Here is a 17,008-nt window from a genome sequence, read left to right as displayed (position 1 = left end):
GTAGTAGAGAGATTTTTTATTATTCACGGGTACCTTCAATGGCCGTACGCATATGGTCAACCACCTGTTGCGTTTTGTCGCCAAGTTGGACACCAACTAACGTGAAGAGGCTGTCCATGATGGTGATTTGGGCAATCAACGAGGACATTGATTCGCTTCGAATATTAACTTCTTCCGCGGCGCTGGCCAATACCAAATCAGCGAGCTTTGCCAATTCTGATTGGGGGTAGGCGGTAATGGCGATAATCTTAACGCCGTTGGTATGAAGTTGACGCGCAATGGTTAACGTATCGTGATTGCGCCCTGAGTGAGAAACTACGATGGCCACGTCAGTCGTGCGCATGCGGACGGCTTGCATGAGCTGCACGTCGTAGTCAGGGTGCTGTTCAACGTCTAATGGGGTGCGGAGCAACTTGTGGTAACCATTTAAAGCCACGATGGATGAACCACCGATACCAAATAGGCCAACCCGGCGTGCTTCAACTAACCACTTGGTTGCCGTTGTCCAGTCGGCCGTTTTAATCATATTGACCGTTGATTCAAGGGCGTTGGTTGCGCCGCTGAAGACCTTCTTGACGATTTCACTGGTATCATCTTCTTCATCGATTTCACCAAAGAAAGTATCATCTGATTGGGTCACAACGGCCAAGCTAAGTGAAAATTCACGGAATGAGCTAAAGCCGACGCGCTTTACAAAACGAGAGATGGTTGCCGTTGAGAGGCCAACCGCATTTGCCAGGCCCTGAATAGTTAAAGAACGAATTTCTTCGGGGTTTGCTAAGATAAAAGTTGCGACTTTTTCGTCGGAACCAGAAAGTTGTTCACGCATTGAACGAATGCGTGTAAAGCCGGATTGCGCCATTTTATCTCCTTTTTAAATATATTAATCATGTATTTAACCCGTTATGGGCATACTTTTCCATTGTTTAATAGTTTTTAGTGCGTTCCAATATTCCTGACTAAAAACCCTATGAAAACATTTTACAACAAAAAGGGTTGCAAAGTGAAAAACTTTTGCATTATAATAATGATTGTAGAAAAAACAAGCACAAGAAAAAAGAGGTAACTCAAATGAAGTTCGCTATGATCGGCCTTGGTAAGATGGGTTTGAACTTGGTAAAGAACGCCGTTGATAACGGTCACGAAGTTGTTGCATTCGACTTGAACGCAGACTTCGTTAAGGAAGCAGCTGATTACTCAGATAAGGTATCTGCAGCATCAGACTTGGACGACATGTTGGCACAATTGCCATCACCAAAGGTTGTTTGGGTAATGGTTCCAGCCGGTGTTCCAACGAACTCAACTATCGACACGTTGATCGAGAAGATGGTTGAAGGCGACATCATCATCGATGGTGGTAACTCAAACTACAAGGATAACTTGGAGCAAAACAAGCGCACGACTGCTGCTGGTATCAAGTTCTTCGATGCTGGTACTTCAGGCGGAATGTCTGGTGCACGTAACGGTGGAAACTTCATGATCGGTGGAGATGACGCTGAAGCTTGGAAGGTTATCGAGCCTTTGTTCAAGTCAATCGCCTTGGAAGACGGTTACCTATACACTGGTCGTTTGGGTTCAGGTCACTACTTGAAGATGGTTCACAACGGAATCGAATACGGTATGATGCAAGCCATCGCCGAAGGTTTCGAAGTTTTGGAAGCATCACAATACGACTACGACTACGAAGCAGTTGCTAAGTTGTGGAACCACGGTTCAGTTGTTCGTTCATGGTTGATGGAATTGGCCGAAGAGCAATTTGCTAAGGACCCTAAGTTGGATGCCATCTCAGGTCGTATGCACTCATCTGGTGAAGGTAAGTGGACGATCGAAGAGTCATTGGACTTGGAAGTTCCAGCACCAGTTATCGCATTGTCATTGATGATGCGTTACCGTTCACTACAAGAAGACACGTTTACTGGTAAGGTTGTTTCAGCTTTGCGTAACGGCTTCGGTGGACACGCTATGGACGCTGCTAAGTAATTTTAGTCAATTCAGTCGTGTGATGTGCGACGTTAAGTTTACTAAAGCTACGATGTAGAAGACCCACAAAATATGAGATTTAAACACACAGAGTGACTAAGGAAGCCGCTGTTGGTTGCCCTATCGACCTTTGGCGCTGCGTACTTGCCATTGGGGGGCACCCATGGCAGGAAACTTAGTTCATTCGTTTCACGAATAACTCTGTGTTTCCAATGCTTAAGTTGTGAGATTCTTGAGTATTGAAGCCATCCATTTCGATGGATGGCGAGATTGTGAGAGATACACCCGACAGATTTCTGTCGGGTGTTTTTTAATGAGTAGGGTATAATAGACGTATTAACTTTGAGGATTGAGATACCATGAAATATACTTTGACACTTGATTTGGCGGCTGCGAACATCGTAGCGGTTTTAACAGATGAAAATGACAATCAAACAACAACGCGCTACGCCTATGCCGGTGTTGAATTCCCATCAGATCCGGTCTCACCAGATAACATCGTGACGACCTTACTCGATACGTTAACGACGATCAATAATGGCCTACCAGGCGATACAGATGTTTTGACTGAAGTCCACTTTGTCTCTGGCATCGCGAATGGCTGGATTGCGTTGGATGCGGACTTCAATGCGCTGACTGAAGTGATTTCAGGCGGTGATAACCGAGCGGCTAAGTATGTCGATGCGTTGATGATTAACGGCATTGGTGGCCAATTACAACGTAAAACAGGATTACCTATGACGCCAACTGAGCCCCTTGCGCTGACGTTGTGGTTAAAAAATGAAAATCAAGAGGCTTATGCGAACGCTGCCCATTATATGGGGGTCCAGGAGTTTATCGTGAACCGCTTGTTTGGCTTGAACGAGGTTGATGAGGCGCACGCTGCGCGAACTGGTTTCTACAATGTGGCGCATCAAGATTGGGATATCCAAGCGTTAGCCGTGACCGGTTTGGTAACTGAGCAACTGCCAACGTTGACGACTGCTGATGCGATTACAACGCCATTATTAGCAGCGGTTGCCGCACAAACTGGTTTGACGGAAGCCACCACCTTTTACCGCCGTTAATGCCAGCGGGCCATACCGCATTATGCTATAATAAGTGTGTTACCGGGGATGCAGTTAGCCAGGGAAGTGATGAGCCCAGGGCTGCCGCTTGGCGGAGGGTGCGATGCCCTGCTGTCCGGTGACGGTTCCGCGTGGGAGGTGAAGGACCCACACGGAATCGGAGGAAAAGCGCTTCGAGGCTTGGACACCTCGAAGTATGGGGATTGTTAACGGGGTGGTGCCTGTTAACATGATACGGTGAAGACGTCGAAACGGTCGTGGTGGGCTGTTTCGACACAAAGGGAGACCTGCACTCATTTAGTGAGAGAGGTCTCTTTTTTTGTGCGCAATTTTCGACATGTATCATTGATAATTAATATAATTTTAATATATGAGTTGTTAACAGTGTGAAACGTTTTGTATGAAAACCCTTCCAATGTCGATGCGTCAACGTTTTAAACTATACAAAATTAATACATTAATCAAGTTTTTAAACAGGAATTTCTCATAATAAACTTATAAACTCAAGGTAAGTGAAGGTAGTGTTTCAGATATGAAACATACATGATGGATTGAGAAAATACTTAACGGGGTTTATTGACATGGGTGAGACAAAATTTAGAAAGAAGATGTATAAAAGCGGTAAATTTTGGGTTGCCGCTGGAATGACGGCCCTGACGGTTGGGGTGGTCAATCCACAATTTATGAGTAGATTAAGTAAGAACGTTGATGCGATATTTGCCGCGCAGACGACTTCGACACAGACGATTGATACAGTGACGGATGCGGATGCGAATGGCCGTTATGTGGTTTGGAATAAAACCGGGATTAACGATAATGACGCGATTGCTGGAAAAGGAACGTATAACGGTTCAGCGTGGGGGGCGGAATATTCTTCATATGCTGATCCAACAAGTCAAACATACGCAAAGCTAACAGCGAATGGTAGTAACATAATCGGATACTACTATTTGACCCGTCAATTTGATGCATCGCAGAAATTCACCATTGATGGATACTTCCACCCTAATTTGAGTGGACAGGATGGTAAGTTACCAAGTAATGGTAACTGGTCAGACTGGGTGGGGTTGGTTTTGACACCAACCGACCCGAATAAGATGGCCACGGATTACAACATGAGTAATGGTGGTGGTGGACTGGGTATCCAAGGATTTGGAAACGCCTTGGCCTTGGGACTGGATTTCTACCAAAATTCTGGTGACCCAGCTGCCGGACCATTTGGATCATTGCGTACGACTAATAGTAGTGGTGCTTTGAATTCAGTACCGGATGCCTTGTATACCAAGGGTATCAACATGACGAATTGGTCAACGACGATTAAGTACCAGTTGACTTATTGGCCAACTGGTGGTCCAGGAGGCGGTCCTTATATTACGGCGTCATTTACCGATAAGGCAAATTCATCTAATACGTGGACCGTTAATACCAACACAGCGGGTGTGACGATTAATCCACCGAAGGCCTTTTCAGTCGGTGTGAACGCAGCCAATGGACAAAAAGCCGCGGATAACTTTGCCTCAATTGATAATATCTCGGGAACGTTTGCGACGGGAACAACGACCGTTAAGTATGTGGATGCTAACGGTAATGCCATTAAGGACCCGACGACCTTTGTGGCGGGCGTTGGTGACGTGATTGGAATTACGAATCTGTCAACGCAAGCCAAGGCAGGAACGGCAGATTATGCCTACGCTGCACCGACGATTCGTGGGTATAGGGTCTCGTCAGCGAACGATGTGACCGTGTCACAAACGGCAGCAAACAACACGATTACGATTAAGTACACGGCGTTGCCTTATCAAGAATCAATTATTCAAACGGACACACCGGCTTTGTGGAGTAACAACTCGGTGATTACGTCATACTGGAGCGTTGATCAAGAAAATCCGTTGGGAAGTGGCACAAGTGTCGCTAACAGTATTATGGATACGTCATTGGTTCGCTCAGGTTATAGCTACTATGTGACGGATCAAGCGGGTAGTTCATACGCGACGATGTCATCAGCTGCGGCTGCAGCATCAGTCAACGCTTGGGATAGTACCTCGAATTCAGTTGGGGTACAATCTGATGCAACACCACAAAGCTGGACGGTTAAGTATGTGCCAGATTACCAAGGGGCGTACTTGTACACGCGTGATTATTCCTACGTGAATGGATCATATTCAGCAACCACGTCTTCGGGTACCTATAAGGATGCAGCTGGTGGCCGGACGGGTGGCGCAATTAACTTCGGTACCACTGACAGTAATTTGCCAAAGTCAGGGTATACCTACACGGTGACGGGTCCAGATAACATTACGTATTCAAACTTGTCATCAGCAGTTGCAGCGAATTCATTCGATAACACGGATAACAAGGTAGCCGGTGTCCAAGCGTCGAGTGATACGTCATACCAGTACTTTACGGTTAACTACACCCCAGCAACGCAAACCACAAGTTTGGTTGTTGATTCGAACTCACCGGTAAAGGCCGGCTCAGTTTTGGCCTCATCATTAGGGGCAACGAGTGCGACGATTTCATTGCCATATACGGATGCATCATTGTCGACGGCTGGTTATTCATACGTGGTGAAGGGACCGAATGGTTCAAACTACAGCACGTTGTCATCAGCGGTCGCCGCAAACTCGCGGTATGATGCGACAAATAATACAGGGACGACGGATTCGTCAGCCCAAGTCTTTACGGTTAGCTACGTAGCCCAGTACCAAGCGGCTGCGTTGCGCTACGATGCTAGTGGACCGATTAGTGCCGGTTCAACGAAGGCAACGGCTTCAGGAACGACAGGTGGCACAATTGCCTTTGCCGGTGTGACCGATTCAAACTTGGCCAGTGCGGGTTATACGTACACGGTGAAGTACATGGGCACGGATGCCCCTGATAGTACGGCGTACACGACGTTGTCATCAGCAGTGGCGGCACACCCACGTTATGATGCAACGGCCAATAGTGGTAGCTCAGATGCGTCATCACAAGTTTTCCAAATTACGTATAAGACTAATCAATACGCATCTTTGTTTACGGATTCGACGGACACGTCAAGCAACTCTGTTTTGAGTTATTCAGCGATTAACGAAACGACGAATGGACCGGCAAGCAGTGCGATTTCATTTAGTACCACGGATTCACAGTTGGCTAGAAGTGGTTACAGCTATGTCGTGCAGGTATTGAACTCGGCGGGTAGTGTCATTAATTCATATACAACGCTGACATCAGCCGTAGCTGCGCAGAAGTATGACAATACCTCGAATGCAGCGAATGCAACGACTGACGCCCAAGTGCAACGTTTCAAGGTCGTTTATGCACCACAAACGGCTAATATTACGTACTACTACTATGACGAAAATGGTAAAACAATTGCGACAGCGGTGACCAAGACGGGTTATGTTGGGGCAAAGATTCCAGCTAATCCACTGACGATTTCGGGGTATACCCTAATTGGTCCGTCATCAGACTCTGACGACGATGGGTTGTTTGATGCCGATCGTAATTCAGTCATTAAGTACCAATACCGGGCCCAGTATCAAGCAGCCAACGTGGTGGTTGATAGTGCGTCACCGGTGGCGGCTAACTCGGCTGTAACATCCGCTTCGGGTGTTACGAGTGGGGCACTGTCATTTAGCACGACGGATTCGCAGTTAGCGAAGAGTGGGTACACGTACGTTGTTTATGGGCCAACTGGTTCAACGTCGTACGCAACTTTGTCAGCGGCGGTGCAAGCAAACAGCTTGTATGACGCTACTGAAAATGGCTCGGCATCATCTGATGCGTCGGCACAAACGTTCCGTGTGTCATATAAGGCAGATATGCAATCAGCGTACATTCGTGTGCAACAAAATTCACCAATTAGTAGTGGGGTGATGGTTGATAGCATCGTCGGTAGCACGAGTGGCAAGTTGGCCTTCAGTGCTACGGATGCGACATTGGCTGTCTCAGGATACACGTACACGGTTGGGTATGGTTACGATGCTGCCAATACGGTTTGGTACTCAAACTTGGCCGCCGCTTTGGCCGCTAATGGTACCTACGATGCGACGAATAACAACGGCGGAACCACTGATACAAACGCCCAACGTTTCGTTGTGCTTTATGCACCAATGAGTCAAGCGGCAGCGGTGGTGGTTGATGCTAGTTCACCAATTAGTGCTGGTTCGACAGCGATGTCAGCTAACGGGGTGACCGGTTCAGCAATCTCCTTTGCGCCGAGTGCTTCAAACACGACGCTGGATTCACAATTGGCCAAGAGTGGATACACGTATACCGTGAAGTATGGTAGCGATAGCGCAACCTTTACGACGTTGTCTTCAGCTTTGGCCGCCCACTCGTTCTACAACGCGAACAACACGACATCTGGTGTTGCAGATGATACACCAGATAAGTTTACGGTGAGTTACAAGGCGGATTACCAATCAGCTGTTGTGAACGTAACGGGAACCTCACCAATTCGAGCTAACTCAAAGTTTGCCTCGAACACTGGTGGGACGTCGGATAGTATTAGCTTCAGTATTACGGATGCTAACCTGTACGCCCGTGGTTATATGTACACAGTAACGGGACCGGATGGCCAAGTTTATAGCAATTTGGCGTCAGCATTGTCAGCGAACCCAATTTATGACAACACGAATAATTTGGGGACGTTGAATGATTCCGCCGTGCAAAGCTTCATGGTGTCATACCGGGCTAATTATCAATCAGCTTATTTGCAAATGGATGAAAATGCCCCAAGAAGTGCCGGGGCAATCGTTGGTTCGGCAGCAGGTGTAACGGCCGGTAACATCTCGTTTAATGTAACGGATTCACAATTGGCCGTGCCGGGCTACCAATACAATATTTACACGGCAATGGGTAGCAGCTATGCAACCTTGTCATCGGCCTTAGTCGCAGAAGGACGTTTTGATAGTACACAAAACGTTGGATCATCTGATCAAAGTGCACAAGCTTACTTCGTCGTCTACACGGCAGACCAGCAAAGTGCTTATATTCAAGTAAATGCGAAGTCGCCAATCAGCGCCGGTAACATGGTCGATTCACAAGTCGGTCAAACCAGTGGTGCGTTAACGTTCGTTGATACGGATGATGGTGATCTTTATGTGCGTGGTTACCACTACACAGTAACAGGACCAGATGGTAAGGCGTACAGTGACTTGTCATCAGCAATTGCAGCAAATAGTATCTATGACGCAACGGATAACACCGGTGCGAATGATGCGAGTGCGCAAGCCTTTACGGTGAACTATGTCGCGGATCGCCAACAAGCATCGTTGGCTGTGACGTCTGATTCGCCAATTAGTATGGGTAGTGTCGTGACGACTGCATCAGGTGGGACTGCTGAGACAATTCCGTTCGCATATAATGATTCACAAATTGCGGTCTCTGGTTACAGCTACCGTGTGATGGGGCCAGATGGCGAGTGGTATAGCACGTTGGCCGCAGCACAATCAAATAACACGACGTTTGACGACACGAGTAACGCGACGGATTCAGATGCGGAAGCCCAAATGTTTACAATTAGCTATAGCGCGCTTAGTCAAGCAGCACGCGTGGTCGGGGCTGATAAGTCGCCAATTCGAGCTGGTTTGACAATGGGTTCAGCGGCTGGTGTGACTAGTCAAGCAATTTCCTTTGCTAGCACGACTGATGCGACGTTGGCTCAGAGCGGATACAGTTATGTCGTTTATATGGGTTCAAACAGCACCACGAGTTACAGTACGTTGTCGGCAGCGATGGCAGCCAATAGTTTGTATAACGACACGAATACGGCGAGTGGCGCCTCAGATGCGGATCCACAAATCTTTACGGTGTCATATGTGGCCAACTATCAATCAGCGAACCTGGTTGTTGGGGGAAACACCCAAATTAGTAGTGGGGTCACGGTTGATTCGGCCGCTGGTGTCACGAGTAGCCAAGTTTCGTTTGGAACCAATGACTCAGCTTTGCGTGTTGCTGGCTATCGATACACTGTGAAGACGCCTGATGGTAAGACGTATGCAACGTTGTCATCAGCGTTAGCTGGAACCGCTGGCTTGTATGACAATACTAATAACGCGACGAATTCAGACGTTGCGCCACAAACATATACGGTTGAGTATGCAGCGATTACTCAAACGGCCGAAGTTGTCGTTGCGAAGACCAATGATAAGTATTCTGGCCAAGTGCTGGAGACCGTCACCGGAGATACTGGTGCGCCACTAGGTATTAAGTTGACAGATGCAACATTGCAGTCAATGGAGATGACCCAAGGGTATACGTATTATGTAACGGTTAGGCACGCTGATGATAGTTTAGTGACAGACGAAGCTGGGAATGTCATCCGTTATGCCACGTTGGACGAGGCAATCGCGGCGAATAATTCATTTGATGCGGTTGATGATAACGTTGAACATTCAGGTATTAAACAATTTATTCTTAATCCAGTACCGTCATATCAAGAGAGTACGTTGACGGTAACGAGTGATTCACCAATTTCAGCAGCAGCAGCCGTTGAAACAACGTCTGGCGTGACAAACAGTGCCATTTCATATAATACGACTGACAGCACATTGGCAGTGCCGGGTTATACGTACCAAGTATCAGTTGTTGGACCGGACGGCACGACGCAATCATATGCGACGTTGTCATCGGCCTTGGCCGCGCAGTCGCTTTACGACAATACGTCAAATGGTGATACGCAGTCCGATAAGAGTGCACAAGCCTTCCAAGTTAGCTATAAGGCAGACTACCAGTCAGCCAATATTGCGTTCATGACTGATTCAGGGGCGGCACCAATGTCAGCGATTGCGGTAGCCGGCGCGACAGGTGATGTGTATGGATCCGGTTCTGTATCTAGCTTTAGCGCGGCAAGCGGGTATTACTTTACGGCAGACGGCCAACCAAGTGGCGCAAGTGTTGCAGCGGACGGGAAAACAATTTACTTTACCTTTACCTTTGATAACACCGACAATCCGGGCGCTACGGATAGCGCTGCGCAGAATTTCACACTACGGATGGCACCGGCTAGTCAATCTGGAAATATTAGCTTCTCTTATGCCGACGCGATTGGTTCACCAACGGTACCAGCTGATGTGCCATTAGCTGGGGTGACCGGTGATTCTAAGACGGGTACAATTACCGCGCCTGAAGGTTACTACATCGTGTCAATTTCCGGTGATCCATATAATGTGGTTTACACGGACGAGACGCACCAAGAAGCGACTTATTCAGTCATTCTAGATGATACTCCGAATGGTAATAGTGCCACTGATAGTGATTCACAAGATATGGTGGTTACTTTTGCACCAAATAACCAAACGGCAAACGTTATTCAAGCAATGCCGGATGGTACGACGAGTGTTGTTGACACGCAGAATGCCAAGACTAACCAATCATATGCGTATGAGTACACAACGCCAGCCGGATACTACGTAGCAAGTGGTAGTGCAGCGGCCGCCTCAGGCATGACAACTGAGATTAGTAATGATGGTAAGACGGTTAACGTAACGGGAACGTACGATAACTCGAAGAATACGGATGCGTCAGGCACGGATGAGCAAACGCAAGATACGACCATTACGCTAAGCAAGTCTGAACAAGTGGCAATGTTTAAGATTAACGTGCCAACTTGGCCAACAACTGTGACGGCTAAGATGACGCCAGTGCAGGGCTATACGGCTGAGGATATCACGTTACCACAAGGCTTCTCAGATAGTGAATTGACTAAGGCAGGGTACAGTTACACGGTAACCGGACCTGATGGTGAGGTTTACGACACGATGGCGAAAGCTTTGGCCGCAAATCCAATCTTTGACGCACGAATAATGGATCAGCGCAAGATACAGAAGCCCAGAACTTTACGGTAACGTATATTGCGGCTGATCAAAGTGCGACAATTAAGCAACAATATGCGGATGGTTCGCCCAACACGCCAGCCTTCCCACAATCTGATGAGACGCTAAATGGTAAGTCAGAACAAGTGGTTAAGGGGACGTTTAACGCACCAACTGGTTACAAGATTACAAGTGTCACTGATGCACCAGGTATCGTTTGGACGATTGCGGCCGATGAGAAGTCAGCAACTTACACGTTGACGTATGATACGGTGGCCGATACGGATGGACCAACGCAAAACACGGTTGTGACATACACACCATTGGCTCAAAAGGTAGTCGTTGAATTCGTTGATGAAGTTGGTCGAACGTTGACAACGGATACCAAGGTGCAAAGTCATACTTTGACAGGTGTGACGAACGAGACGGTTAATTATGACGACGCGTCGTTGCAAGCGGATCAAAAAATTGCGGGTTACCAATTGGTAGTTCAAAACCAAGCGGACGCGGCTAATTTCGACAACGATACGGCCGTCGACCAAAAGGTGCGTTACGTCTACCGTGATGTGCAAGCGCCAACGATTACGACGACGAAGGACGAACTTGTCTCATCGAAGTCAGGCATGCCGGCAACAGAAGCTGATTTCCTAGCGGCAGTTGGCTTTGATACGACTGATAATCAGCAGTACGGAACCAGTGTGACGACAACTGATTATGAGACGATTGCCGCGCAAGTTGCTGAAGATGGCGTCTCACGCGATGTCACGATTACAGTGAAGGATGCAACGGGTAATACGACAACGAAGACGGTGACGTTGACAGCCGTTGAAACTGCGCCAGTTTCACAAGAAACAGCGGTAAAGGACGCACAGCAACAATTAGATGATTTGGCGAAGGATCCAACAGCGAGCGACGCTGATGTGGCCCAAGCCAAGCAGGCGTTGCAAGATGCGGTTGATCAAGCTAAGCAAGATCGTGATGCAGCCAAAACAACGGCTAACGATACGTTGGCGTCAGATGATACAACAGCGGTTGCAACGGACCCAGCCGTGGCGGATGCCATGCAAGATTTGCGTGATGCTATCGCTGCTGGGGATGCTGACACCGGCACTAGTCAAGCCATTACGGATGCGACAAATGCACTGGAGAATGCCGTTGCACGTGCAGAAGCGAAGGCGGTTGATACGGCACCAGTTGCGCAAGAGGCAGACGTGCAAGCGAAGCAAGATGCGTTGAACGATGTGCTGGATGACCCAACGTCAACGACGGAAGCTATCGACCAAGCTAAGCAAGCGTTGCAAGACGCGGTTGATACAGCCAAGCAAGATCGTGATGCAGCTAACCAAGCAGCTGATACGATTACGGATCAGGTTGCGGCTAGTCAGGATGATGCAGTAAAGGATGCTGTTGCGAAGTTGGCGGATGCAGTGAAGAACGCGGCCAACAACGAAGGCACGACCCAGGACATTACCGATGCCCAACAAGCGGTTGTCGATGCGGTAAAGGACGCCGCTAATACTGCATTGAATCAAGATAATACGCCGGTTCAAAATGAAACCAGCGTGATTGATGCTAAGCAACAGTTGACGGATATTCTGAATAACCCAGACAGCACGCCAGAACAGATTGTTGATGCAACGAATGCGTATGACAAGGCTGTCGCTGATGCAAAGGCTGACCGTGATGTGGCTAATCAAGCGGCTCAGGATGAAATCACGTCAGCCAGTCAGTCAAATCAAGCGAATGACCAATCGGTAATCGATGCGGCCAAGAAATTGCAAGATTTGATTGATGCGGCGAAGACTGGTGATCCTAACGCCTTGACCGATGATATCGCGCAAGCTACGCAAGCGTTGAAGGATGCTGTTGCTGATGCTGGTGGGGCCCAAGATGCGGCTCGCGCTGATGCGGCGAAGGCGTTGAATGAAACGACGCCGGTCACGTATGAGCCGGGTGTACAAGACAAGATTGATGCGTTGAATAACGTGTTGAACGATCCAACGGCCACAGCTGACCAGATTAACGACGCGACGCAAGCATTGCGGACTGCAACTGAGACGGCGGTTGATCAACGTGCGGCAGTCGATCAAGATGCAGCGACGGCAATTACGAATGCGCAAGGTTCAAATCAATCGGATGAACCAAGTGTGCAAGCGGCTGAACAAGCCTTGCAAGATTTGGTTGATCAAGCGAAGACAGATAACCCAGACGCCTTGACACAAGATATTCGCGACGCGATTAAGAATTTGCAAGATGCGATTGCGGAAGCCGCGGATAATCAAGGGGATGCGCGTCAAGCGGCCCAAGATGCATTGAATGCGACTGCACCAGTTTCACATGAACAGGCCACAGCGGATGCGATTCAAAACTTGCAAGATGTCCTGAATAATCCAGCTGCAACCACGGCAGATATTCAGGAAGCGACCGAAAAGTTAACAGCGGCGACGGCGACTGATCAAGTCGATCGTGATGCGGCGAATACGCAAGCCCATGATGCGGTGTCAGCAGCTGAAACGTCAGATCAGGCGACTGAGCCAGGCGTTCTAGAAGCAATTCAACACTTGAAGGACGTGCAAGCTAAGGCAGCTGCCGATTCATCGGATGCGTTGACAGATGATATTAAGCAAGCGATTAATGATTTGGCGGCTGCGCAAGAAGCGGCTAAGCAAAATCAACAGGCAGCTCGTGATGCAGCGGCCCAAGCGATTGTTGACTCACAACCGGTCTCTAACGAGGCGACTGTGACGAAGGCCCGTGACGCCTTGAATCAGCTGCTGCAAGATCCAAGTTCTTCAACAGCTGATATTGAAAAGGCGACCGACGCCTTGATCGCAGCGAATACGGCTGAACAGACGAAGCGTGATACCATCAATCAGCAGGCGGATGCGTATGAGACCAAGGTTGCTAACTCGAACCAACGTGAAGAACCAGCTGTTCAGGCCGCTTTGGATGCGTTGCAAGAGTTGCAAGATGAAGCGGCAACTGACTCGCCAGATGCCTTAACGGCTGATATTGCGAATGCTTTGGATGCCTTACGAACGGCCGTGACGCAAGCTGCCAAGGATCAAGCGGAAGCACGTGATAACGCGGCAGATGCGTTGGCAGACTTGGCACCGGTCTCAAATGAGCTAGCTGTGCAAGCTGCTAAGGATGCTTTGGATGCCTTGTTGGCCGATAGCACATCAACGGCTGATGATATTAAGCAAGCCACGCAAGATTTGCTGAATGCAACCAGTGATGCTAAGGCGGAGCGTACAACGGCGAACACCGATGCACAAAATGCGATGACAGATGCGCAAAATAGTAAGCAAGCGGATGAACCAGCAGTACAAGACGCACTGAAGCACTTGCAAGATGTGATGGACGCGGCTGCAAATGATGATGCCAATGCTTTGACGGCGGATATCATCGACGCACAAAAGGCGTTGGAGCAGGCGGTGGCGGATGCCAAGGATGCACAAGAACAAGCGCGTAAGGATGCGGCGATTGCCATTGCAAGCACAAGCCCGGTATCGAATGAACCAGGTACGGCGCAAGCGTTGAATAATTTGGAAGCGGTTTTGAAAGATCCAAATGCAACTCAAGCTGAAATTACAGCCGCAACGAAGGCATTACGTGATCAAACAGCAACTGACAAGCAAGCGCGTGATACGGCGAATACAAATGGTGACGCGGCAATTAAGCTAGCCCAAGCATCTAATCAATCGGATGAGCCGAGCGTTGTTGCAGCAATCAAGAATTTGCAAGATATCATGACAGCTGCGGCCACGGATACGAACACGGCGTTGACGAAGGATATTACGAGTGCAATTGCAGCGTTGCAGACGGCGGAAGAGACGGCGCAAGCTAACCAAGAGCAAGCCCGCACAGATGCGCAAACAGCTTTGGACCAAACGGCACCTGTTTCGAATGAAGCAGCAGTGGCTGACGCAATCTCGAACTTGCAAAAGTTATTAGATGATCCAAAGTCGACCGCTAAGGAAATTGCCGATGCGACGACAGCGCTGACAACAGCCGTAGCTGATGCAAATGAGAAGCGTGATGCGGCCAATACCGCTGCTGACCAAGCTGTTGCAGATGTACCGAGTGAATTGGCGTCAGAACCAACGGTTGCGGCCGCTGAGCAAGCTTTGAAACAGTTGCAAGATGCGGCAGCTGCTGATCAATCCGATGCGTTGACGGCTGACATTGAAGCAGCCACGAAGGCGCTACAAGATGCTGTTCAGACAGCTGACCAAGCGCGTGATACGGCCCGCGATGCCGCAACAGATTTGTTGACGCAAACGGCCCCATTGTCAAACGAAGCCAAGGTTGCCTCAGCGAAGGATGCCTTGCAAAAGTTGTTGGATGATCCAACTTCGACGACGGCTGCGATTGAGAATGCGACAGCGACGCTACGTGACGCTTTGCGAGCGGACGGCGCTGACCGTAACGCGGCAAACACAGCTGGTACAAGCCTAGTTGATTTGGTTAAGGGCGCACCAGCCTACACCGATAAGGCGGTACAAGATGCTGTGCAGAAGTTGCAAGATGTGATGGCTGCAGCGGCTAAGGATAGTGCAACAGATCTAACGGCTGATATCGAAGCAGCGACAAAGGCGTTGCAAGATACTTTCACAGCAGCCAACAGTGATATTGAAGCTGCCCGTGATGCAGCCAATGCGTTGCTAGGTAAGACGGCTCCAATTTCACACGAGCCAGCGGTTGCGACGGCAATTGCCGACCTTGAGAAGATCTTGCAAGATGCATCAAGTTCAGCAGAGACAATTGAAGCGGCCACGAAGGCGTTGCAGGACGCCATGACACCAGCTCAAACGGCTCGTGACACGGCTAATACAGACGGTCAAAAGTTGCTTGATGCAACGAAGAACACGACAGCAGCTAAGGACAAGGGCGTGCAAGATGCCATGAGTCGTTTGCAAGCCGTGATGGCAGCGGCGGCTAAGGATAGCGCCACGAATTTGACGGCTGATATTGAAGCCGCGATGAAGGCATTGCAAGCTGCTGTTAACACGGCAGACGGCGGTCGCCAAGCGGCGGTTGATGCGGCTAATGATTTGTTGACGAAGACGGCGCCAGTTTCACATGAAGCGGATGTTGCTAAAGCCATCAAGCAATTGCAGGCAGTGGTCAATGACCCAACGGCATCCGAAACAGATATTGAAACGGCGACGGCAGCTTTGCAAACGGCACTTGATGCGGCGAACAAGGCACGAACGACGGCTGATACAGCTGGTACGCAAGCAATTAAGACGGCGCAAGCATCTGACCAATCAGCTGATCCAGCGGTACAAGCTGCGATTAAGCATTTGCAAGATGTCATGGCCGCTGCTGCGACCGACAGCGCTAATGATTTGACGGCTGATATTGAAGCCGCAATGAAGGCGCTGCAAGCGGCTGTGCAACAATCAGCTAGTGAACGTGCAACGGCTGCCGCCGCAGCCAATGACTTGTTAGGCAAGACGGCGCCAGTCTCACACGAACCAGCGGTTGCTGATGCGATTAGCAAGTTGCAAGCGGTCTTGGATGATCCAAAGTCGACGGCTAAGGATATTCAAGCGGCGACGGCGGCTTTGCAAACCGCATTGGATGCTGCGAATGCTGCTCGGGCAAATGCCAATAAGGCCGGTCACGATGCGGTGACAACGGCTCAAAATACAGCTGTTGCTGGCGATCCAGCAGTGCAAGCCGCTTTGGCTCACTTGCAAGCAATTATGGATGCAGCTGGTAAGGATAGTACCAACGATTTGACGGCAGATATTCTGGCCGCGGTGAAGGCACTTGAAGCCGCGATTGCAACGGCTGAAGGTAAGTCAGTGCCGACGGAAACGCCAGCAGCATCGGCACCGGTTGCGACGCCAGTGACGTCAAGTGGTGAAACAGCACCAGTTGCGCCACAGTCTGGTGGTGTGTTGCCATATGTCGCACCAAGTAACACAATTGTGCCAACGAATGCCCCAGTCCAACGTAGCGGGTTGTTACCATACACCGGCTACACGGATGACTGGCGTTTGACGGCATTGGGAATCTTCCTGTTCTCAGCTTCATTGCTGTTCGTCGCTGCTAAGCGTCGTAAGCGTGAAGAAGAGGATAAGTAAACAATAATCGGTCAGCAATGACTAAGACGAAAGTCGCTAATCTACCAACTGGTGGGTTAGCGAC

5 protein-coding genes are annotated in these 17,008 nt (G+C 49.2%); 4 read left to right on the top strand and 1 reads right to left on the bottom strand.

The annotated features are described in order from the left end of the window. Nucleotides 1-19 precede the first annotated feature (19 nt). On the bottom strand, nucleotides 20-862 hold the full coding sequence (locus ESE_RS0111085; RefSeq protein ID WP_010375313.1) for a MurR/RpiR family transcriptional regulator: 843 nt from the start codon (nucleotides 860-862) through the stop codon (nucleotides 20-22). 209 nt (nucleotides 863-1,071) lie between these two features. Here ESE_RS0111085 and gnd point away from each other — a divergent pair, with 209 nt between their 5' ends. The 4 genes from gnd to ESE_RS0111065 all read left to right on the top strand — a co-directional run bounded on the left by gnd (nucleotide 1,072) and on the right by ESE_RS0111065 (nucleotide 16,944). Further along, the gene (gnd, locus tag ESE_RS0111080) at nucleotides 1,072-1,980 is read left to right on the top strand and encodes a phosphogluconate dehydrogenase (NAD(+)-dependent, decarboxylating) (protein ID WP_010375310.1); all 909 of its coding nucleotides are present in this window, start codon (nucleotides 1,072-1,074) and stop codon (nucleotides 1,978-1,980) included. A gap of 359 nt (nucleotides 1,981-2,339) precedes the next feature. Beyond that, the gene (locus tag ESE_RS0111075) at nucleotides 2,340-3,047 is read left to right on the top strand and encodes an FGGY family carbohydrate kinase (protein WP_010375308.1); all 708 of its coding nucleotides are present in this window, start codon (nucleotides 2,340-2,342) and stop codon (nucleotides 3,045-3,047) included. A gap of 581 nt (nucleotides 3,048-3,628) precedes the next feature. Then, nucleotides 3,629-10,879 carry a KxYKxGKxW signal peptide domain-containing protein gene (locus ESE_RS0111070; protein WP_010375307.1) on the top strand — a complete coding sequence of 2,417 codons (7,251 nt, stop codon included), beginning with the start codon at nucleotides 3,629-3,631 and terminating at the stop codon, nucleotides 10,877-10,879. Nucleotides 10,880-10,992: 113 nt separating this feature from the next. Then, complete coding sequence (locus tag ESE_RS0111065; protein WP_010375305.1) at nucleotides 10,993-16,944, top strand: mucin-binding protein; 5,952 nt, start codon at nucleotides 10,993-10,995, stop codon at nucleotides 16,942-16,944. The last annotated feature ends 64 nt before the right edge of the window (nucleotides 16,945-17,008 follow it).

This window comes from Weissella cibaria KACC 11862 (genome assembly GCF_000193635.1).
GTDB classification, from domain to species: Bacteria; Bacillota; Bacilli; order Lactobacillales; family Lactobacillaceae; genus Weissella; species Weissella cibaria.
Note: the sequence above shows the minus strand (reverse complement) of the source record. Positions and strands in the feature narration are given on the sequence as shown.

What these genes read in the sequence shown, in the direction of transcription:
- ESE_RS0111085 (WP_010375313.1), bottom strand. Translation starts at nt 862, where the DNA reads ATGGCGCAATCCGGCTTTACACGCATTCGTTCAATGCGTGAACAACTT.
- gnd (WP_010375310.1), top strand. Translation starts at nt 1,072, where the DNA reads ATGAAGTTCGCTATGATCGGCCTTGGTAAGATGGGTTTGAACTTGGTA.
- ESE_RS0111075 (WP_010375308.1), top strand. Translation starts at nt 2,340, where the DNA reads ATGAAATATACTTTGACACTTGATTTGGCGGCTGCGAACATCGTAGCG.
- ESE_RS0111070 (WP_010375307.1), top strand. Translation starts at nt 3,629, where the DNA reads ATGGGTGAGACAAAATTTAGAAAGAAGATGTATAAAAGCGGTAAATTT.